Source organism: Comamonas brasiliensis, from assembly GCF_018292285.1.
Taxonomy (GTDB): domain Bacteria; phylum Pseudomonadota; class Gammaproteobacteria; order Burkholderiales; family Burkholderiaceae_C; genus Comamonas; species Comamonas brasiliensis.
The window spans coordinates 257,972-278,948 of the sequence record NZ_JAANES010000002.1; the positions used below are offsets into that span (position 1 = coordinate 257,972).

22 protein-coding genes are annotated in these 20,977 nt (G+C 59.1%); 18 read left to right on the top strand and 4 right to left on the bottom strand.

The window, feature by feature from the left end; genetic code table 11:
* Window positions 1-55 precede the first annotated feature (55 nt).
* The 17 genes from DJFAAGMI_RS09595 to DJFAAGMI_RS09675 all read left to right on the top strand — a co-directional run bounded on the left by DJFAAGMI_RS09595 (window position 56) and on the right by DJFAAGMI_RS09675 (window position 16,489).
* On the top strand, window positions 56-1,096 hold the full coding sequence (locus DJFAAGMI_RS09595) for an acyltransferase family protein (protein WP_211456968.1): 1,041 nt from the start codon (window positions 56-58) through the stop codon (window positions 1,094-1,096).
* 166 nt (window positions 1,097-1,262) lie between these two features.
* Window positions 1,263-1,934: a phage baseplate assembly protein V gene (locus tag DJFAAGMI_RS09600; RefSeq protein ID WP_211456969.1), complete on the top strand. Its 672-nt coding sequence runs from the start codon at window positions 1,263-1,265 to the stop codon at window positions 1,932-1,934.
* A complete protein-coding gene (locus tag DJFAAGMI_RS09605; RefSeq protein ID WP_211456970.1) occupies window positions 1,931-2,281 on the top strand; it encodes a GPW/gp25 family protein in 351 nt (116 codons plus the stop codon). Before DJFAAGMI_RS09600 ends, DJFAAGMI_RS09605 begins: the two co-directional genes overlap by 4 nt.
* On the top strand, window positions 2,278-3,195 hold the full coding sequence (locus DJFAAGMI_RS09610) for a baseplate assembly protein (protein WP_211456971.1): 918 nt from the start codon (window positions 2,278-2,280) through the stop codon (window positions 3,193-3,195). Before DJFAAGMI_RS09605 ends, DJFAAGMI_RS09610 begins: the two co-directional genes overlap by 4 nt.
* Entirely contained in the window at window positions 3,188-3,736 is a 549-nt protein-coding gene (locus DJFAAGMI_RS09615; protein WP_211456972.1) for a phage tail protein I, read from the top strand. The genes DJFAAGMI_RS09610 and DJFAAGMI_RS09615 overlap by 8 nt, the downstream gene beginning before the upstream one ends.
* Window positions 3,737-3,831: 95 nt before the next feature.
* Window positions 3,832-6,762: a tail fiber protein gene (locus DJFAAGMI_RS25035; RefSeq protein WP_249334118.1), complete on the top strand. Its 2,931-nt coding sequence runs from the start codon at window positions 3,832-3,834 to the stop codon at window positions 6,760-6,762.
* A gap of 8 nt (window positions 6,763-6,770) precedes the next feature.
* Entirely contained in the window at window positions 6,771-7,250 is a 480-nt protein-coding gene (locus DJFAAGMI_RS25040) for a hypothetical protein (RefSeq protein WP_249334120.1), read from the top strand.
* Between the two features lie 122 nt (window positions 7,251-7,372).
* On the top strand, window positions 7,373-7,639 hold the full coding sequence (locus tag DJFAAGMI_RS09630; RefSeq protein ID WP_211456973.1) for a hypothetical protein: 267 nt from the start codon (window positions 7,373-7,375) through the stop codon (window positions 7,637-7,639).
* 42 nt (window positions 7,640-7,681) lie between these two features.
* Window positions 7,682-8,890: a phage tail sheath subtilisin-like domain-containing protein gene (locus DJFAAGMI_RS09635; protein ID WP_211456974.1), complete on the top strand. Its 1,209-nt coding sequence runs from the start codon at window positions 7,682-7,684 to the stop codon at window positions 8,888-8,890.
* 26 nt (window positions 8,891-8,916) lie between these two features.
* Window positions 8,917-9,426, top strand: coding sequence for a phage major tail tube protein (locus tag DJFAAGMI_RS09640; protein WP_211456975.1), 510 nt, complete (start codon window positions 8,917-8,919; stop codon window positions 9,424-9,426).
* A gap of 41 nt (window positions 9,427-9,467) precedes the next feature.
* Window positions 9,468-9,809, top strand: coding sequence for a phage tail assembly protein (locus DJFAAGMI_RS09645; protein WP_249334121.1), 342 nt, complete (start codon window positions 9,468-9,470; stop codon window positions 9,807-9,809).
* An 8-nt stretch (window positions 9,810-9,817) separates the two neighbouring features.
* Window positions 9,818-9,937, top strand: a complete 120-nt coding sequence (locus DJFAAGMI_RS09650; protein ID WP_003051665.1) for a GpE family phage tail protein — start codon at window positions 9,818-9,820, stop codon at window positions 9,935-9,937.
* Between the two features lie 10 nt (window positions 9,938-9,947).
* Window positions 9,948-10,118, top strand: coding sequence for a hypothetical protein (locus DJFAAGMI_RS09655; RefSeq protein ID WP_211456976.1), 171 nt, complete (start codon window positions 9,948-9,950; stop codon window positions 10,116-10,118).
* A gap of 42 nt (window positions 10,119-10,160) precedes the next feature.
* Window positions 10,161-13,736 carry a phage tail tape measure protein gene (locus DJFAAGMI_RS09660; RefSeq protein WP_211456977.1) on the top strand — a complete coding sequence of 1,192 codons (3,576 nt, stop codon included), beginning with the start codon at window positions 10,161-10,163 and terminating at the stop codon, window positions 13,734-13,736.
* A 5-nt stretch (window positions 13,737-13,741) separates the two neighbouring features.
* A complete protein-coding gene (locus DJFAAGMI_RS09665) occupies window positions 13,742-14,191 on the top strand; it encodes a phage tail protein (RefSeq protein WP_019044047.1) in 450 nt (149 codons plus the stop codon).
* A 10-nt stretch (window positions 14,192-14,201) separates the two neighbouring features.
* On the top strand, window positions 14,202-15,347 hold the full coding sequence (locus DJFAAGMI_RS09670; RefSeq protein ID WP_211456978.1) for a contractile injection system protein, VgrG/Pvc8 family: 1,146 nt from the start codon (window positions 14,202-14,204) through the stop codon (window positions 15,345-15,347).
* 89 nt (window positions 15,348-15,436) lie between these two features.
* Window positions 15,437-16,489 carry a DNA cytosine methyltransferase gene (locus DJFAAGMI_RS09675; protein ID WP_211456979.1) on the top strand — a complete coding sequence of 351 codons (1,053 nt, stop codon included), beginning with the start codon at window positions 15,437-15,439 and terminating at the stop codon, window positions 16,487-16,489.
* Window positions 16,490-16,513: 24 nt separating this feature from the next.
* On the opposite strand, the gene DJFAAGMI_RS09680 is transcribed toward DJFAAGMI_RS09675, so the two are convergent.
* The 4 genes from DJFAAGMI_RS09680 to DJFAAGMI_RS09695 form a co-directional block, all read right to left on the bottom strand.
* Complete coding sequence (locus DJFAAGMI_RS09680; protein ID WP_211456980.1) at window positions 16,514-18,544, bottom strand: BbrUII/HgiDII family restriction enzyme; 2,031 nt, start codon at window positions 18,542-18,544, stop codon at window positions 16,514-16,516.
* A 267-nt stretch (window positions 18,545-18,811) separates the two neighbouring features.
* Complete coding sequence (locus tag DJFAAGMI_RS09685) at window positions 18,812-19,330, bottom strand: hypothetical protein (RefSeq protein ID WP_249334123.1); 519 nt, start codon at window positions 19,328-19,330, stop codon at window positions 18,812-18,814.
* A gap of 64 nt (window positions 19,331-19,394) precedes the next feature.
* The gene (locus DJFAAGMI_RS09690; RefSeq protein ID WP_211456981.1) at window positions 19,395-19,736 is read right to left on the bottom strand and encodes a helix-turn-helix domain-containing protein; all 342 of its coding nucleotides are present in this window, start codon (window positions 19,734-19,736) and stop codon (window positions 19,395-19,397) included.
* Window positions 19,737-19,949: 213 nt separating this feature from the next.
* Complete coding sequence (locus DJFAAGMI_RS09695; protein ID WP_249334125.1) at window positions 19,950-20,261, bottom strand: hypothetical protein; 312 nt, start codon at window positions 20,259-20,261, stop codon at window positions 19,950-19,952.
* Between the two features lie 251 nt (window positions 20,262-20,512).
* On the opposite strand from DJFAAGMI_RS09695, the gene DJFAAGMI_RS09700 reads away from it, so the two are divergent.
* On the top strand, window positions 20,513-20,974 hold the full coding sequence (locus DJFAAGMI_RS09700) for a hypothetical protein (RefSeq protein ID WP_211456982.1): 462 nt from the start codon (window positions 20,513-20,515) through the stop codon (window positions 20,972-20,974).
* Window positions 20,975-20,977: the final 3 nt, after the last annotated feature.

A 20,977-nucleotide genomic window follows, 5' to 3' on the forward strand; every position in this document is an offset into this window, starting at 1 on the left:
CCAAGGTAATATGCCCGCCCTAGACATCAGTGGCATAAATGCGATGGGGAGAATAATGAAGAACGAGCGTCTTGCCTGGGTTGACACACTGCGCTTTCTGGGGATGCTAGCCATTTATGCAGGTCATCTTGGTACTGCTGGTGGGCAATTTCACAAGTTTGTCTGGATCTATCACGTACCGCTTTTTTTCTTCGTTTCGGGATTCTTTGCAAAAGCAGATGACTCTCTTCCGAAGATGGCATGGCGTTTGACTCGCACGTTGTTGGCGCCGTATGTCTTTTTTGCACTGTTGTCCATGACAACATTGACGCTGTTCAACAACTGGCAGTTTTCTAACCTTAAAGAAGCCGTCGCTGCATTCAGCCTGGGAACTCGCAACGTGAGTCCTGTAGGCTCTCTGTGGTTCTTCCCATGCCTCTTTGTGGCTGCGCTAGGCTTCGGAGTTGTGCTGCGTTTTACTCGTAGTGCGCTCGCAGGCTTGGCATTTGGGGCAGCATGCCTATTTCTTGCATTACATGGGCTTCCCTTCAATCCGCTTAACACCCCTAAATGGCCGCTGAATGTGGACAGTGCTCTGTACTATGTTTGGTGGTACGCATTGGGGTATGCAGCGTTCCCGCATCTAAAAACATTGGTGCAGCAGCCATGGTTTTCTGTTGCAGGAGCAATATTTTTGCTGGTCACGATCTTGGTGTACTTCGATGGGGGTGCACATATCTACTCGGTGACCTACCTTCTACCGCAGGGACGTATACAGAGCCTGTCTCAAACTGCAATCGGCGTAGTTATTGTCTCGATACCAATCCTGGGAAATATTTTCCTAGCCCGGTGCATCGAAGGGGTGCAAATCTTAGGAGAAATGGGACGCCGTACATTGGTCATGTGTGGCACAGAGGAGGTCACCAAAATTTTGCTAAGCCAAGTCTTGTTGATGATCGGCCTGAAATACCAGCTTGGTAACCCTCTGCAGGTCATCATGTATTCCTTTGTATGCATGCTTTTTTCCGCACTTGTTATTGGTCGTGCGCTGGACAAACATGCGCCGAAATGGTCCTCGCTGCGCACCGGCAGCAAGATCAAAGTCGTCTCAGAATAGAAACTCAGATTGTGCAGTAGCAGGGAGGGCTGGCTACGTCACAAGCATGGTGCCGAAGCCCTCTAGGGCTCTCATATACACGGCCGCCGAAAGCAGCTGACGTATTCGAGACCGCCACAACGCCCATAGCTCGCAGACTTGCACCCGGCCCGGCACAGTCGGCTGCATGAATTCTGATCCGGCCCTCGTCATTGGCGATATGCAGCGCTTGCTGCACAACATGATCCGCGTGGGGACCATCCATTCCGTGGACCACGGCGGCTCTGGCAAGCCTGCGCTTGTGCGTGTCTCGCTAGGTGAACTGGTCACGGACTGGCGCCCCTATCACGAGGCCCGTGCAGGCGGCACCACCACATGGAACCCGCCCACCGCGGGAGAACAAGCCACCGTGCTGTCCCCCAGCGGCGACCTGGGCGCGGCCGTGGTCATCGTCGGGCTCAACAGCACCGGCAAGCCAGCGCCCAGCAGCGACCCCAATAAGACCATCACCAAATACCCGGACGGCGCCGTGATCGAGTACGACCACGCGGCCCATGCTCTCGTGGTCACTCTGCCCGGCGGTGGCACCGCCAAGCTGGTGGCACCGGGCAGCGTCACCATCGACAGCCCCCAGGTCACGATGACCGGCCACTGCCTTGTCAAAGGCTCTTTGACTTATCAGGGCGGCATGCGCGGCAGTGGGACTGCCGAGGGCGCCAACGGTGCGGCCGAAATCCAGGGTACGCTGCGCACGACTCAGGATGTGATTGCAAGCGGTGTCAGCCTGCGTTACCACCCGCATGGTGGCGTGCAGACGGGTAGCGGCAACAGCGGCGGACCCATCGGGGGCGCAGCATGATGAACGTCAACACCGGCCGCCGCATCGACTACGCCGCGCACATCAGCCAGTCCATCACGGACATTCTCACCACGCCCATCGGCTCGCGCGTCATGCGCCGGGGCTATGGCAGCTTCATCCCGCAGCTCGTCGACCAGCCCATGACGCCCGCCAACATCCTGCGGCTGCAGGCGGCCACAGCGCAGGCAATCATGAAGCACGAGCCCCGCACGCGCCTGCGCCGTGCATTTCTCGGCTTTGATTCCAGCGGCCGGGCAGTCATGCAACTGGAGCGCCAAGACCGTGGGCAGGCATCCACACGCCGCCAAGCCGTGAGCATTCAGCCCGCCCAAGGTGCCAGCACATGAGCAATGCCCAAATCATTGACATGAGCAAGCTGCCGGCGCCCGCCGTGGTGGTGGTGCCGGAGTTTGAAACCATTCTTGCCGCGCTCAAGGCCGACCTTGTGGCGGCCATGCCCGCAGAGGCCCGTTCTGCCTTCAGCGACACCCTTGCCCTGGAGTCCGAGCCACTGACCAAGTGGCTGGAGCGCCTGGCAATGCAGCTAGTGATCGAGCGCAGCGACAGAAACGACAGCGCGCACGCCGTCATGCTGGCCTATGCCGGTGGCAGCGACCTGGACCAGCTCGGCGCCTTCTTTGGCGTCGTGCGCCTTGTCATCGTTCCTGCCCAGCCTGCAGCCATTCCACCCGTGGCGGCCGTCTATGAGGATGACGACACATTCCGCGCCCGCATCCAGCTGGCACCGCGCGGCTACAGCGTGGCCGGGCCTGTGGGCGCCTATGTCTTCCATGCCAAGACCGCAGACGGACAAGTCTTGGACGCAGCGGCCACCAGCCCCACGCCGGGCCGTGTCGTCGTTTCCGTGCTCTCCCGAGTAGGTAGCGGCGTGCCCAGTCAAGCCCTGCTCAATGCCGTGTCGGCCGCCGTCAATGCGGACGACATCCGCCCGCTCACGGATGAGGTGATCGTCCAGGCGGCCACCATCGTCAACTACCAGATTGCCGCCAAGATTTACACCTTGCCGGGGCCGGACTCGTCCAGCGTCCTGACCACCGCTCAGCAGCGTGTCATTGCCTATGCCGAATCCATGCACCGCATCGGCCGGCGCCCCACCCTGTCCGGCATCTATGCCGCCCTGCACATCGAGGGCGTGGACCGTGTGGAGCTGACCAGCCCGACCGCGGATGTGGTTGTCGGTGAAACGCAGGCCAGCTGGTGTACCGCCATCAACGTGACGCACGGGGGCATCGTTGGCTGATTCACTGCTTCCACCCAATGCCACGCCGCTGGACCGGGCCGCCGAGTCGGTCATGGTCAAGCACTTTGACGCTATCGACCAGCCGCACCGCGCGCTATGGAACCCAGACACCTGCCCGCTGGAATATCTGCCCTGGCTCGCCTGGGCCATGGGTGTAGAGGCTTGGCGCAGCGAATGGCCCGAGGCAATCAAGCGGGCGCTGGTTCGCAATGCCATCCAGGTCCAGCGGCAGCGCGGCACCCTCAAGAGCGTGCGCGACACCGTTGCCAGCTTCGGCGGCGCCATCAGCATCCGTGAATGGTGGCAAACCGCCCCCAAAGGCGCGCCGCACACCTTTGAGCTGGTTTTCACCATGACCGGCCAGGACGGCGAGCAAGCCAGTGCCGCATTCGTGCAGGACGTTATGGCCGAAGTCTCGCGCGTCAAGCCGCTGCGCTCCCATTTCACCTTCATCCAGGGACTCAGTGCCCAAGCATCTATCCAGCTCGCATGTGTGGGCAGGCCCGTTGCATACACGCGGCTTGACATGGATGTGGGCTGACCTCAAGGCAACCTCAACCGCACCCTATGGCCATCATCTTCAAACTCACCACTGCAGGGCGGCAGGCGCTTGTCAACGCCGCCCAGAATGGGACCTTGGCGCGCACCTTGGTCAGCGTCGGCGTGACCGCCACTGCCTTCACGCCCACCGAGGCATTGACCACCATCCCCAACGAAATCAAGCGCATCACCACCATTGCCGGGGATGTCGTGGCAAAAGACACCATCCACGTCACCATCCGCGACGATGGCAACCAGACCTATACCGTGCGCGGCCTGGGCCTGTACCTCGACAACGGCGTGCTGCTGGGCACCTATAGCCAAGCCGCTGTGATTCTGGAAAAGTCGGCGGCGTCCATCTTCCTGCTGTCCACCGATTTGCGCGTGCTGGACGGCTCCGTGAACATCAGCACGCTGCAGTTCGGGGAAACCAATTTCATCAACCCACCGGCGACCACTGACCGCCAGGGCGTGGTGGAGCTGGCCACCGAAGCCGAGGCCAACGGCCTGACAGATGCTGTCCGAGCGCTCACGGCGGCCAGCGTCAAGACGCTTTTCAACGCGCGAGCCTTGGCCGCCACAGTCATCACGGCAGGCGTGGGCCTTACAGGCGGCGGCAGCCTAGCCGCCAATCGCACCCTCACCCTGGCCAACACGGCAGTAGCGGCAGGCAGCTACGGCAGCGCCACGGCAGTGCCCACCTTCACCGTCGATGCGCAGGGGCGGCTGACGGCGGCCGGTAGCGCCACCGTCACCCCGGCCTGGGCCAGCGTCACCGGCAAGCCCACCACCTTGGCAGGTTATGGCATCACGGACGCCGCCCTGGCCGCTCGCACCATCACGGCCGGCACCGGCCTCACAGGTGGCGGCAACCTGACTGCAAACCGCACCATTGCCTTGGCCAACACCACCGTGACGGCGGGCAGCTATGGCAGCGCCACGACAGTACCCACCTTCACGGTCGATGCTCAAGGCCGATTGACTGCTGCAGATAGCGCCACCGTCACCCCGGCCTGGGCCGATGTCACAGGCAAGCCCACCACCCTGGCGGGCTACGGCATCACGGACGCGGCTCTGGCTGCTCGCACCATCACCGCAGGCACAGGCCTCACGGGCGGCGGCGACCTCTCTGCCAATCGCACCATTACGCTGGCCAACACCGCTGTGACGGCGGGCAGCTACGGCAGCGCCACGGCCGCCCCCACCTTCACCGTCGATGCCCAGGGGCGGCTGACGGCTGCCGGTAGCGTCGCCGTCACCCCTGCCTGGGGCAGCATCACCGGCAAGCCCACCACGCTGGCGGGCTACGGCATCACGGACGGCGCCCTGGCGGCGCGCACCATCACCGCAGGCACTGGACTGAGCGGCGGCGGCAACCTGACTGCAGACCGCACCATTGCCCTGGCCAACACCGCAGTGGCAGCGGGCAGCTACGGCAGCGCCACAGCGGCCCCCACCTTCACCGTCGATGCCCAGGGGCGGCTGACGGCGGCCGGGTCCGCCACTGTCACCCCGGCATGGGGCAGCATCACCGGCAAGCCCACCACGCTGGCAGGCTACGGCATTACGGACGGTGCCCTGGCCGCGCGCAACATCGTGGCGGGCAATGGCCTGACGGGCGGCGGCAACCTCACGGCAGACCGCACCCTCACCATGGGCACGCCCGGTACGTTAACTGGCGCAAGCACCAACGCAGTCAGCACCACCAGCCACACCCATCTGGTCAGCCTGAACGTGGCCGACCTGGGCGATGGTGCTGCCGTCACCATGGCATCGGCCCTGGGTAGCGGCGTGGACCTCAACACGGTGACGAGCCGAGGCATCTACACGCAGAGCACCAATGCAAACGCCACGGGCGGCAGCAACTACCCGGTGGCGGCAGCTGGCACGCTTCTGGTGATTGGGGACGGTGCGTCCATCAGCACGCAGACCTACACCCATTACAACAACGGCGACCAGTGGACCCGCTCCCGCTATAACACCGGCTGGAGTGCATGGCGCAAGAGTCTGACGGACGAGCGCACCATCACCGCAGGCACAGGCCTTACGGGTGGCGGTGACCTATCTGCCAATCGCACCATTGCGCTGGCCAACACCGCTGTGACGGCGGGCAGCTATGGCAGCGCCACGGCCGCCCCCACCTTCACCGTCGATGCCCAGGGGCGGCTGACGGCGGCCGGGTCCGCCACCGTCACTCCGGCCTGGGGCAGCATCACCGGCAAGCCCACCACGCTGGCAGGCTACGGCATCACGGACGGTGCCCTGGCGGCGCGCAACATCGTGGCGGGCAATGGCCTGACGGGCGGCGGCAATCTCACCGCAGACCGCACGCTCACCATGGGCACGCCCGGCACACTGAACGGCGCGACCACCAACGCGGTCAGCACCACCAGCCACACCCACAAGGTGGATGCAGCTACAGAAACTGTCGCGGGCGTTGTCGAGCTGGCCACTACGGTAGAAGTCAAAGCGGGCACCGATCTTGCGCGGGCGGTGACGCCGAAAGGCTTGGCGGACACCTTGAGCGACCACGTTCCCACAGGGACGGTCATCATGTTTTCCACCTCTGCGCTGCCTGCCGGGTATCTGAAATGCGATGGCTCTGCGGTCAGCCGCACCACCTACGCCAAGCTGTTTGCAGTGCTTGGAACCTTGTACGGCGCGGGCAATGGCAGCACCACATTCAACTTGCCCGATTTGCGTGGCGAGTTCCCGCGCTTCTGGGATGACGCTCGCGGTATCGACCCTAGCCGGGCATGCGGCTCATGGCAATCCGGCTCCCCTGTCGTGCATGACGACTCGGGCGGCATTGCAGGCTTCAACCTCGTGACCCCTGGCGACAACAGCTATCTGTACTGGTCTGAAATCTCGGACCGATGGGTGGGAACCTATCCGCTGGTTATGTATGCGTCCAACCTGACATCAGGCGGCCATGCGTTGCAGTTTGTCGAGGCGTCATCCATTGGATTCGTCAACATGTCACGCCCCCGAAACGTGGCCCTGTTCGGCGTTATCAAATACCTCTAAGGATCGACATGAAAATCAAACCTGTCTTTCAAACCAACGAACTGGGTTACTTCATCGGCATCACCGAGGCCTATGAAAGCCCGCTTGAGCCAGGCGTCTTCCTCATCCCAAGAGGCGCTTATGAAGATGAGCCGCCCTATCGCAATGAACCGGGCGTAACCTGCTGGCGGCGCGTCGATGGAGCCTGGAAGCTCGAAGACATCCCTAGGCCACCCGAAATCCCGCCACCAGAAAAGCCCAAGGTCTGCAGCCCTGCGCAGGGTCTGGTGGCACTCTTCGCCATCAAGCGCATCACCGAGGACGATGTGCTGGCCGCAATCGCCCACATCCCCGATGAGGTGCAGCGCTACACCGTAAAAATCGGCTACCAACACGCGACTACCTGGGAGCGGGGCAGCCCGGCAATGCAGACCATGGCCGAACTGCTGCAGCTCTCGGAAAGTGATCTGGATGAGTTGTTTGTCTATGCCGTAGGCGTAGCGGTGTAGCGAAATCAGGCCCAGGGTGCGGGCCGGTTACGTGCAAGTCACCGCCACAACGGGCCGCGCTGGCTCATTCGGGCACCGGGCGCAACCATAGGGGACCAGCAACCCACCCCTATGCAAAGCCCATGTCTCAATCGACAAACCCCAACATCGTGACGCTGACCGTCACGGAAGAAGCCGCCCACTTCATCCTGAGCTGCGTGGCAGATCGTCCCTACAAGCAAGTGGCCCCTCTCTTCAATGAGCTGCAGGCCCAGGTGCAAGTCCAGGCCAACACCCGAGGCGCCGAGAGCGCCGATTCCCCCGCTGAGGCTGACGCGAATGCCAGCCAGGACGCCTCCGGCCAGCCCAAGGGCAAGCGCGGCAAGGCCTCTGCCAACGCTGCCGCCTGAGCACCTTCCCCCCTTCCATCCCCTTCATTCAAAGGAAGCCACATGGCTGCAACTGAATATCACCATGGCGTCCGCGTCATCGAGACTACGGGCACGGGCGCGGCCATCCGCGTGGTGTCCACGGCCGTCATCGGTCTGGTGGCCACGGCGCCGGACGCCGACGACGAGGCATTCCCCATCAACACCCCTGTGCTGCTCACCAATCCTGCGGGCGGCATTGGCAAGGCTGGCAAAGGTGGCACCCTTGCCAAAGCGTTGACGGCCATTAGCGGCCAATCCCGCGCCCTGACCATCGTGGTGCGTGTGGAAGAAGGTGCCGACATCGCAGCCACCACATCCAACGTCATCGGCTCCGTGACTGCCACCGGCCAACGCACCGGCATCCAGGCACTGCTGGCGGCGGAATCCGAGCTGGGCGTAAAGCCCCGCATCATCGGCGCCCCCGAGCTGGACACCAAGGCCGTGGCCAATGCCCTGGCCACCGCTGCGCAGTCCCTGCGTGCCTTCACCTATGTGGCGGCGCGCGATGCCACGGGCGGCTATGCCAAAACCAAGGAAGAGGCCACCAACTACCGCAAGGAATTCGGCCAGCGCGAAGTCATGGTGTTGTGGCCCAACTTCATGGCCTGGGACAACACAGGCGGCGCCGAGGCCACAGGCGCGGCCGTCACCCTGGCAGCCCCCGCCTACGCCCTGGGCCTGCGCGCCAAGCTGGACCAGGAAGTGGGCTGGCACAAGAACATCAGCAATGCCGTCATCAACGGCCCCGAGGGCATCACCGTGCCCGTGTTCTTCGACCTGCAGAACCCTGCCAGCGATGCGGGCTACCTCAACGCCCTGGAAGTCACCACCATCATCCGCCGCAGCGGCTACCGCTTCTGGGGCTCGCGTACCTGCGAGGAACAAGGCGGCAAGTTCTCCTTTGAAAACTACACCCGCACGGCCCAGGTGCTGGCCGACACGATTGCCGAGGCGCACTTTGCATTCGTGGACAAGCCAATGCACCCCAGCTTGGTGCGCGACATGCTGGGCTACATCAATAGCCGCTTCCGCGACCTCGTGGGCGGTGGCTACCTGATCGGCGCCGAGGCCTACTTTGACCCCGACCGCAACAGCAAGGAAGACCTCGCTGCGGGCCGCCTGCTCATCAGCTACCGCTACACGCCCGTGCCGCCGCTGGAAAACCTCATCTTCGAGCAATCCATCACGGACGACTTTCTGGCCGAGTTTGCGGCTGCCATCCAGGCCTGAGCCTGAAACCATAGGAGCACCCATCAATGGCACTGCCTTTCAAACTCAAAAACTTCAACCTCTTTGGCGACGGCAACGTGTGGCGTGCGCTCATCGACAGCGTGACGCTGCCCAAACTCGTGCGCAAGGTCGAGGAATGGCGCGGCGGCGGCATGCATGGCCCCATCGAGGTAGACCTCGGCCTGGAAAAGCTGGAGCTGTCTTTCAAGGCGGGCGGCTTCCTGCTGGACGGCTACCGCGCTTTCGGCGGCAAAACCCACAACGCCAACCAGTGGCGCTTTGCAGGCGCCTATGAAGACGACGGCACCGCTGTGGTCACTGCAGTGGAAATTCTGGTCAGCGGGCGTGTGCGCGAAATCGACCCCGGCGACGCCAAGGCAGGCGACGACACCGAACACACCCACACCATCAGCATCAGCTACTACAAGCTGACCGTGGACGGGCGCGATGTGATCGAGATTGACATGCCCGGCATGGTCTTCAACGTCGATGGCCAGGACGTGCTTTCCAAGATCCGCCGCGCTATCGGTATGTGACCCGGCGCCCTGCATTCCCCTTTATTTGAGAACCCATCACCATGAACGAAAACGACACCAAAGACCTGAGCGCAGGCGCCACTCCCGTGGTCGAAGGCGTGGAAGTTGTCACGCTGGACTATCCCATCAAGCGCGGCGACACCGAAGTCAAGGAAATCACCCTGCGCAAGCCGATGGCCGGCCAGCTGCGCGGCGTCAAGCTCACCGAGCTGCTGTCGCTCGATGTGGGCGCCGTGCAGATGATCCTGCCCCGCATCACAACCCCCACCCTGCTGCCCCACGAAATCGCGCAGCTCGACCCTGCCGACATCACCGAGCTGGGCACCAAGGTGGCGGGTTTTTTCGTGCGCAAGAGTATCCGCGCGGAGTATCTGACTGCGTAGAGGACGCCATGGCCGACTTGGCCATGGTCTTTCACTGGCGGCCGGCGGATGTGGATGACATGACGCTGGCCGACCTCATGGAATGGCGTGAACGAGCCCGCATTCGCGCCCAACATCAGGGTGTGTAATATATGGGCCATGTCTCCCGACTTCTTCCTCTACGCGCTGTTTGCACTGGCCGCCCTGGTCGTGCTGGGCTTTGCCCTGGCGCCCATCATGGCTGCCACTGGCCTTTGGGCGCACACCAGCGCCGAGGAGCACCGCGCCCAGGCCCGCGAAATCGAGCGCCTGCTGGCCGAAAAGGACTAACTCCGCCTCTGCACTCCCGCGCCCAGGCGCAAGGGGGTGCCCATGTCTGACACTCGCCTGCGCCTCATTCTGGAGCTGCGCGATAAGGTCCTGGCTCCACTGCGCGGCATTCAGTCCGGCAGCAAGGATGCCGCCGCAGCACTCAAGGCCACCCGCGACCAACTGCGCGGCCTCGAAAAAGCCCAGCAGGACATTGACGGCCTGCGCAAAACGCGCGTCCAGCTGCGTGGCCAGCAACGCGACCTGCAAGACCTGCAGGGCAAGCTGGCAGGCAGCAATGCCAGCCTTGTGGAGCACCGCGAACGGCACAAGAACATTGCCGCATCGCTCAAGACCGCGCGAGAGTCACACAGCAAGCTCACCAGGGCATTGCAGGATGGAGCCACGGCAACGCCCGAATTCAGCCGCCAGCTGGAGATGGCCCGCATCCGGCTGCTGAGCAGTCAGACTGCCTATGAGCGCTCAAACTCCACGCTGAGCAAATACCGCACCCAGATCAAAACCGCCGAGGCAGGCATTGCCCAGCTCAGCAGCAAGATCGACAACGGCAAGGACCGCTTGATCGGCTACCAGCAGCGCCTGGAGCGCGCGGGCATCAGCACTGAAAAGCTCGGCCAGCAATCGCGCAATCAGAAAATCCAGATCGAGGCAGCCACTGCAGCTATGGAGCGCCAAAAGCAGGCACTGGCCCAGCTCAAGGCCCAACAGGAACGCATGGCAGCCCTCAAGGCCAACCACGGCAAAGCCATGATGCACACCGGCATGGCCGTGGGCGCTGGCGTGGGATTGGTGGCCGAGGGCCGCACCCTGGCCAAGCCGGTGCAGGCCACGCTGGGCGCTTTCTCCAAGCAGGAAGATGCCACCACCCAGCTGAGCGCCAGCATGATGCAATCCGACGGCAGTGTGTCGGCAGAGTTCACCCAGATCGATGCACTGGCAAAACGCCTTGGGGATCGCTTGCCGGGTACGACTGCTGACTTCATCGAAATGATGACCATGCTGCGACGGCAGGGTCTGTCTGCGCAGTCCATTCTGGGCGGCACGGGAGAGGCCGCCGCACTGCTGGGCGTGCAGTTGCGCATGCCTGTGACCGCAGCTGCCGAGTTCGCGGCCAAGATGCAGGACGCCACGCGCACCACCGAGAAAGACATGCTGGGCCTGATGGACATGATCCAGCGCACCTTCTACCTGGGCGTGGACTCTGGGAACATGCTGCAGGGCTTTACCAAGATGTCGCCCATCATGAACGTCATTCGCAAGGACGGGCTAGAAGCCAGCAAGATGCTGGCCCCTCTGCTGGTCATGATGGATCAGACGGGCATGAAAGGCGAAGCCGCAGGCAACGCCTTCCGCAAAATCTTTCAGTCGGCCATGAACACCGACAAGATCAAGAAAGTCACTGACGGGCTGAAGATAGAAAAAGGCATCAGCCTGAAACTGGACTTCACCAATGGCAAGGGTGAGTTTGGCTCGATCGAGCAGATGTATAAAGAGCTGAGCAAGCTCAACGGACTTACCACGGAAAAGCGGCTTTCTGTCATCAAAGACTTGTTTGGTGATGACAGCGAGACTATGCAGGCGCTGGACACAATGATCAGCAAGGGCAAGGCTGGCTACGATGAAGTTGTGGCCAAAATGCAAGCCCAGGCCGACCTTCAAAAGCGTGTGGATCAGCAACTGGCAACGCTGACCAATGTATTGGACTCCGCACAAGGCGGCTTCACCAATGTCATGGCGGCGGTCGGCGACACCATCAAGGACGATGCCAAAGACATCATCAAAGCCATTGGCGACATCACCAGCAGCGTGGGCGGCTGGATCAAGCAACACCCGGCATTGACCGCAGGCATTGCCCGCACCATGGCCGTGCTGGCCGGTCTGATGGTGGTGCTGGGCACGCTGCTGGTGCCGCTGGCTCTGATCGCTGGCAAGTTCCTGCTGATGCGCTTTCTGTTCCGCATGATGGGCATGCAGACCATGGGGCTCACCATAGCGCTGCGCGGCCTTTCGTCGGTTCTGTCGGGCTCGCTGGGCAGTGCGTTCCGAGGCATGGGCGGTGCAGCGGGCATCTTTATGCGGCTGCGCGCGTCCTTCACCACAGCGTCGGGGGCCCTGGGCTTGCTGCGCGGCACTGCGGCCGGTGCTTTGCGTCTGCTCACGCTGCCGATGCGTGCTTTCCCCATCACCGCTGCGCTGCTGGGTTTTGGCACAGTCATCTACAACGTGGCCCGGCGCTGGGAAGAGTTCAAGGGCTATTTCAATGCAGGCCAGTGGGGTGCACTGTTTGCAGGCATCTGGCAAACCGCTGAATCCGGGCTGAACGCTGTCACCTTCGGCATGTATGGACTGCTGCGCAATGCGGTGCTGTCCATCGGCGGCACGCTGAAAGACTTGTTCCTGAGCGCCATCAACACCATGGTGGAGGGTGCCCGCGCGGCCTGGGCTGCTCTGGGTGGGTCCTTCCCTGCGGTGCTGCAGAATATCGGTGCGGCCATCATGAACTGGAGCCCGCTGGCCCTCTTCTATCAAGCCTTCGCGGGCGTCATGAGCTACTTCGGCTTTGAGTTGCCCGCGCGCTTTAGCGAGTTCGGCTCCAACATCATCCAGGGGCTTGTCAACGGCATCACCAGCAAGCTGGCCATGGTGCGCGAAGCCGTGGGCGGTGCCGCGGATTCGGCCATTGGCTGGTTCAAGGAAAAGCTGGGCATTCACAGTCCTAGCCGCGTGTTCATGGCGGCGGGCGTCAACGTGGGTGAGGGTGCAGCAATCGGCATTGATCGCACTGTGGGCATGGTGCGTCAATCGGCTGCAGCCATGGCCATGGCAGCCGGTGTTTCTCTGGCGGCTCCGGTCATCGCGGCGCCACAATGGGAACAAGCCACACCGCCCGCAATTTCTCAGGAGTTGCCGCGCGCGTCCCGGCCATTGCCAGCCGTCCTGCCGCCGATCACCCAGCCGGTGGTGGCCCAGGCTCAACCCATGCTGCAGCAGCCAATGGCTTTGCAGGCCACGGTGGCCCAGGTTGCCCCTGTGGCGCCACAGCCGGTTCCGTTGCAGGCCATAGCGCCCCAGGTTCCACCACTGCCACGGCAGCCCATGCCGCTGCAGCCGGTGCTGCCCCAGGCGCTGCCTGCACTCACCCAGCCGGTGGAGCCCTTGATGCAACAACTGCAGCCCATGCTGCAGCAGCGCATGCCTGTGCAGCCGGTCCTGGCGCAAGCCTTACCGGCAATCACGCAGCAGCTGGCGCCTGTGCTGCAGCAACTGCCGCCCGTCGCACGGCAGGCCATGCCTCTGCGGCCTGTGCTGGAGCAAGCGCTGCCTGCCGTCACCCAGCCACTGCTGCCCGCTCTGCAGCAACTGCCAGCGATTGCACAGCAAGCGCTGCCGATCCAGGCAGACCCCGTGCAGATTGACCGCCGCCCGGTGCTGGCCACCCCGGCGCCGGCAGTTGCGCGTCCTGCCACGGTGATCCACGGCGACACCATCACCATCCAGATTCATGCCGCCCCCGGGATGGACCTGCAGGCCATTGGCAGGGAAGTGGAGCGGGTCATCGAGCAGCGCGACCGCGCCAAGGCCGCACGCCTGCAAAGCAGCTTTACAGATTGGAATTGACCGCCATGCAAATGTGTCTCGGCCTCTTTGTTTTCAGCCTCGATACCCTCTCGTATCAAGAGCTGCAGCGCCGTACCTCTTGGAAGCACCCAACGCAAAGCATTGTGGGCGGGCGCGATACCTCGCAATACCTGGGCTATGGCGAGGACATCATCACCATGAGCGGCAGCATGGTCCCCGAGTTCAAGGGCAAACCCGCCAGCCTGGACGAGCTGCGCCGCATGGGTAACACCGGCTTGGCCTGGGCCTTGGTAGAAGGTAGCGGCACCATTTACGGCGCCTATGTCATCACCGAAATGCAGGAAACCAAAACCTTCTTTGAGGTGGACGGCACCGCCCGCAAGATTGAATTCAGCCTGACCTTGCGCCGCATCGACCAGGACGATGAGGGTCAAGACGGTTATTCCGATGAAATGGGCGACTTGGAAACATCCGACGCCGTGAGCATGAGTTAAAGGCAAGGCCATGAGCGATATTTCCGACATCCGCGCCACCCTGCCCACGGCCAGCACCACGGGCAGCAACAACCGCCGCCTGTTCCTGCAGCTCACGCCCATCTGGCGTGTGACGGTCAAGGGTCAGGACGTTTCTGACCGCTTCGCACCGCGTCTGGTCAGCCTCAACATCACCGACAACCGCGACGGTGAAGCCGATGAGGTGGAAATCGTCATCAGCGACCATGACGGCGCCGTGGAGCTGCCCGAAACCGGCGACCCCATGACCGTGGCCATAGGCTGGCAGCTCAGTCCTGGCAGCGGCCCCTACCGGGCGCCAACAGCCGACGAAATGGGCGGCTTTCCCCTGGGGCTGGTGGATAAGGGCAGCTACACCATCCAGGCCGTGGAATACAGCGGCGCACCCGACACCATCACCCTGCGCGGCCGTGCGGCCAATATGCTGGACGAGCTGCGCACCCTCAAGGACCGCAGCTGGCACAAGACCACCGTGGGCACCATCGTGCAGAGCATCGGTGCGCAGAACAAACTCAAGGTCAGCATTGATAAGGAGATTGCCGCGCGCAAGATTGGCCACGCCGATCAGGCGCAGGAGTCCGACGCGTCGTTTCTGCGCCGCCTGGGCAGGCAGATGGATTGCCTGTGCAACATCAAAAACGGCACGCTGCTTTTTAGCCAGGCACGCAAGGCCCGCACGCCCAGCGGTAGAGAGCTGCCGCCCGTCACCATCACCCGCGATGCAGGCGACCAGCACCGCTGGGCACGCTCAGACCGTGACTCGTACAGCGGCGTCAAAGCCTTCTATAACAACATCAAGCGCGGAACCCGCTCCAGCGTGGTGGCAGGCATCAGCGGCCGGGCCAAGACTCTTCGCCAGACTTATGCCAATGAGGCGGACGCCCTGGCCGCAGCCCGCGCCGAATGGCTACGCATCCAGCGCGGCATTTACTCCTTTGACATCACCCTGGCCTATGGCCGTGCCGATGTCATGCCCCAGCGGCCGGTGATCGTCAGCGGCTGGAAAAAGCAAATCGATGAAACCGTATGGATGGTCACTGCCGTGCGCCACAGTCTGAGCAACAGCGGCTACATCAGCCAGCTAACGCTGGAGACTCAGCAGAGTGAAGGTGTGGATGGGGGTGATGAGGCGAACTAGGGCTGAAAAAATCCAGTCATTTTTTGTAGTGGTGCAAGCTTGCCACTAGACATCGACATGCCTCTGTTTTTTGCCTAAACTTTCGCCCTATGAGAATCGAAGCAATAGATCTGTTCTGCGGAGCAGGAGGCCTCACCAGAGGCCTCATTGACGCGGGCATTGAGGTGAAGGCAGGCTTCGACATTGAAGAGTCCTGTCGCTATGCCTATGAAAAAAATAACGAAGGCGCAAAGTTTTTCCACGAAAACATTGTCAATGTCAAAGCGGATGATTTGAACAAGCTGTGGAGTAAGGGGGCAGTTCGTCTGCTGGCTGGCTGTGCCCCATGCCAACCGTTCTCCACCGCAGCATCCGCAGCCAAAAAAGAGAAGGTTGAAAAGGAGCCTGGAGCAGCTGACCCACGCTACTTTCTGTTGAATCATTTCGAGCGCCTTGTCAAATCAACGCGCCCTGAGCTGGTCACCATGGAAAACGTGCCTCGCGTGCGCATGCATACGCCTTTTCAGGCCTTTGTTGGCACACTTAGAGCAGAAGGCTATGAGGTTTGGTTTGATGTAGTGAATTGCAAAGAGCTTGGTGTCCCTCAGACACGAAAGCGCTTGGTTCTTATGGCATCTCGCATTGGAGCCGTCCCCACGGCAAAGGATTTTCCGAAATCTGAAGTTGTCACTGTGCGCCAAGCACTCAAGGACATGGCAAAGCTCGAAGCTGGTCAGCAAGATCCCAATGACCGTATTCACATTGCCCGCAATCTGACACCGATCAACATGAAAAGAATGCGAGCATCTAAACCAGGGGGTAGCTGGCTTGATTGGCCTGAGGATCTACGTGTGAATTGCCACACAAAGGAGTCCGGAGAGAGTTATCGCAGTGTCTACTCAAGAATGGAGCTCGACAAACCTGCTCCAACAATGACAACGCAGTTTTTCAACTTTGGAACTGGCCGATTTGGGCACCCCACAGAAGATCGCACCATAACGCCACGGGAAGCTGCCATCATCCAATCCTTTCCTGCTGATTACAAATTTATTGCTGACGATGAGAAAATTTATCAAATGCAACTAGGCAAGATGATTGGAAATGCAGTACCCCCGAAATTAGGCTATTGCATCGGGAAGGCCTTTCTGAGCGGCGTAAAATGATAAAACCGGCAAAAGCCGGTTTTATCATTTTAACTCTTTAAGAATTGCATCAATTGAGTCCACTTTCTCCGAGCGGCTCAAATATTCCCCATAAGACTGCTGTGCTGAATCAATTAATTGTTGATAATAAACTATCCGACCATTGATAGGCGCAAGAAATCCTTTTATTCGATCCAAATTAGGCATTTCCTTGACTTCTTGACCCAAGACAAAAACAACAGCAATATTGGTATTGTAATCCGGCCCATGCTGCTTTTTCAAGCAGGTTTCCAAACCATCGCGATAAAGCATACCTTGAGCAACGAGCTCCAAAGTTGATAATTTTCTTCCTGCACGTTTGAGTTCGACAATAATATGTTGACCAGCATTATTTTTATATCTAATATCAATACGACCTTTACTCTCTTCTTCCGTGAGTGATGAAGAAAATATATCAAACTCTTTCTTTAGTGTTTGTTCCATTTTCTCGCTATCCGTCGCTCTCTCCCATCCTGGATCGAGCAACCACATATGCTTAAAGAGACACTCTTGCAAGACTTTCTCTTTTTCGTCATCATTTACGAGGCCATTGAACTTCGCAATAACACCTAAACGCTGCTTAACAATATCACGATACATTGATCCTTCCAGAGCAGATAGATCGGATAGCAGAGGGAGTAGATTCCTCGCTGTCAGTTCTTCAAGATTTGCTAACTGATGACTTGCCTCCTTCAGACGCAAACGCTCGAACGCTAAAACTCCGGCTTTATAGAGATCCTTGCGCTCCTCTTCGTTCTCAATCTCAATGCCTTGAATAACCCCGAGCATTGATTTAGCAGGAGTTCTTTGCCCCTCTGGCAAAGACTCAATCCAGTTCGCAAGAGGTGGAACCTTCTCCTGCACTTCTTGACCACGCACTTCATTTCTTTTTTGAGTCCAAGTTTCTGAAATACTCAATAAGGACTGCCTCAAGAAAGATACCAATGAGAGATAACGAACATCATCTTCAATTAAACGCTGCCGATCGCTTGTAGCAATATCCTCCTTGGTATCTATATCAAGAAAGTCGGCTTCTACTTGACCAACCAAATAATTAACAAGCAGTCGATTGAAACCCAGCCTATCAAGAATGTTTTCTTGAATCAGACGGCCGCGCGCTATAACTACCACGCCGTTCATCGAACCAGACTCGTCAGTTCGCAAATCTTTGGGACGTGCCGCTGTACCCAGCCATCCACGAACTTTCCACTCTTGACCATCAACATTAACTACATCATTAATAGTAGCTTTATATTTAATATTTTCACACGCAGAAACGATTTCAGAGTGCTCACTTCCGAACTCCCATAGAAACTCAATTTTTGCTAGATCATCACGATCACTTGCATTCACATGGTGATTATCAATAATGACATCAAATGGCCCAATCCCCGGAGTTTTAGTACCAAGAATAGAAAATCGCCTTGCTATTCTTTTGACGAGAGCATTAGAAGTATTTTTAACTCTATGGGTCTTTAGATTCGTTAAAATTATCTTCGTGCCTCTTTCCTCTCCCAGATAAGAAATTGGAATTGGACGATATGGCTCTTTCTTTTCTATTGCTTCCTCAATATCAGGAACGGACATTCTGAAACCATGCTTTTGTCCATTTTTAGATGTATGAATCTCAACAGTATCTGCAATTGAAAAGAGAGAGAGTTTACCAATCCCTTTTCTTCCCATATAGTCTCGTCCACGAGGAGACTTAGTGCCTTCTTTCTTCCGCTTGTCATACCCAACGGTAAGAAATCTCTCATTGATTGCGGCAAGATCCATTCCTATGCCATCGTCAATGATTTCTATCATCTGGGGTTGCAACTTTATTTTTACTGAATCAGAGTCAGCATCCCATGCATTTGCGACGACTTCAGACAAAACTGCAGCAGCATTGCTATAAAGACGAATACCCAAATGATCTAAAACTCTTAATCCGATATGCATTATATACGGACTCTCGCCATTATTAGTAGATGTCAACATTGCTTCATACACAGGAGCAATCTGACTATTATCTTCACTCAAAACAACATCATTCATATACCACCCTGTACAAATATAATCTTCTGTTGAATTACAATTTTGTTGCAATCAATAAGATATATCAACATACTGATTTTCTAACGTATTACCTTGCATGAGCTTTTGGTCAATTGTGTTGACAATACCAGCATCAGAAGCCACGCGGCTCATTGTAACCATGTGTGTCACTTCAATATATAAACGCCTATTGACTTTTGCGCTTATGTTCGACCTAAAAGCAGACGGCAGCAAGATTTATGCTGGAGTGGGCTAGTCCAAGCAGATTCAGAGAAATATCTGCACTAGCGTTGAAGTGGGGCCGGTGGTCAGCCCAACGCGCTTGCCGGCAAATTTGCCGTCCCGGACAGGATCGCCGTTCTTGACGCTTTCCAGCAACTGACGTGCGGCGTCCTCGCCAAGCGCATAGGTCAATACCTGAGCGGCCAACTGCAAGTTTTCGGCGTTCTTTACTTCAAAGGTCTCGCCGTCGTCGTCCCTGAAAAACTCCCAATACACGTTCACGCGACCGCGGCGGAATTCAAGGCCAAATTCCGGCCCGCACACGCTCTTGCCGCACTTGTCGGTCAGAAAGCTATAGCCCTTGCCATCATTGAGGCGGGTTTCGCTGACCACAGGGCGGCCAACGGCGGCGATCAATCCGGCCTCATCCAGCTGCGCTTGTTGGCTTCCCCCGGCATTGCTGCCGTTCTGCTGCGAGCAACCTACGAGCAAACCCAATACAGCAACGCCCAAGGCTGTGAAAAGACCTCGCCGTGCTAAACGAGTGTTCTCTAAAACCAGCATTGCACTCCCCCTCTTGAATGAGCTGCAGTCTCTCCGGACCGTCAGCTGCATAGTCAGTTCTTAGTTAAGTCTCTTTCGGGAGAAAAATAACTCGGGCCATCGCTTCAAGTGCGCTGCGTCCATCTGGCGAGCCATTGCGCCACGCTTGCAGCAGTTCACGCTCAGCGGGCGCAAGCGTGCTTTCCGATGCATTGGCCCTCTGTCCCGTGACCACATAGAGCACATCTACACCAAGACCGGCCATTAGCGCCAAAACGCCAGCATTTGGGGTGGCTTCGCCTTTCTCCCATTTGAGCAAAGCACCTCTCGAGACATTGCATGCCTCTGCAAATGCAAGCTGTGGCATATCCAGGCGAAAGCGCTCTTCTTTGATTCGCTCGCCTATAAGCTCACAAAATTCATCCATGATGTATTGACACGCTCACTTTTGTGAGCGAAGATGCAGTTACGTTGTAAATCTCAGTTCTCATCGTACATGACCACCATCACCACCCCGGCAGGCCGTGCGTGTGCAAATCGAGGAACTCGCTGTACCGGTGGTTCTTCCGTGCAGCGCTACACCCTCAAGCTCGTGCGCAAGAGCATGCGACCTGCGGCGTTGCGTGCAGCGGCTGGCAGGTCAGGAAAAGATGGCGTCGCATTCTTCACGCATTCCGATCGTGTCCAGAAGCTGCTCCTGCAAATTGATGGCTTCCAGTGTAGAGATCAAGTGCATGAACTCACCCATGCCACTGGCAATGACGTGCCGGTAGATCTGGCCCGACTCGTTGCGAAGGCCAATAACTCTGTCCTTACCAGTTCCGCGCCACTCGATATGGGATTGAGCTTCGACCATGGCCATGATGTGCTGGTCGTCAACGCGTGGAGCTACCCCCTCCAGGAGCTTTGTCTGCATTCCTGCCTCTCCGGGTTTGATGTTGTATTGCTTCATTGTGCCGTCAGACAGCTGCGCATAACAACGTGTGGCTGGCAAGTTGCCGAGCTGCCAGGGACGGCATCCATAAGGCTGGCACATGCGTCGCACAGGGTGATGAAGCGCAACCGGCCGGATACACAGGGCTGCTCACGCTTGGATGCTTCAAAAAATGAAGCTCGCAGCCGCATTGATGCGGCTTCCTGTGGTGTAGCGCATTTGCCTCTATCCGCTCCATCTGCAAGCTGCAACAGCCCAGCTCAACGTACATGACCACCACTCACAACCAGCAGACCATCACACCGCATACGCATCTGGTCGTATCGGCTGTGAACAAGCCCATCGCCATACGCCTGGGCCAGCAAGAGCTGGACGAAGTGCTGCAATTGGCCCGCGCAGAGGACCGCCCTGCAGGCAACTTTGCCCGCATGGTCTACCTGCTGGGTCTGGCCGTGTACCGCGAGCAAGGCTTTCTGACGCTGCAGGCCGATGTGGCCCAGCCCGCCCGCAGCCGCTGGCAGGCCGCCAGTGGTCTGGTCAATGAAAAGCCGATTGCCATGCGCCTGCCACCCGCTGAACAGGCCGATGTCGAAGAAATGGCCCGCAACGAATCGCGCCGCCCCGGCAACTTTGCGCGGGCCGTGTTTCGCATGGGCATGCCGATCTACCGCCAACGCATACAGCAGCGCGCTGTGCCCTCGCCCGCTGTGGGTGCTGTCAGCTATGAATGAGGT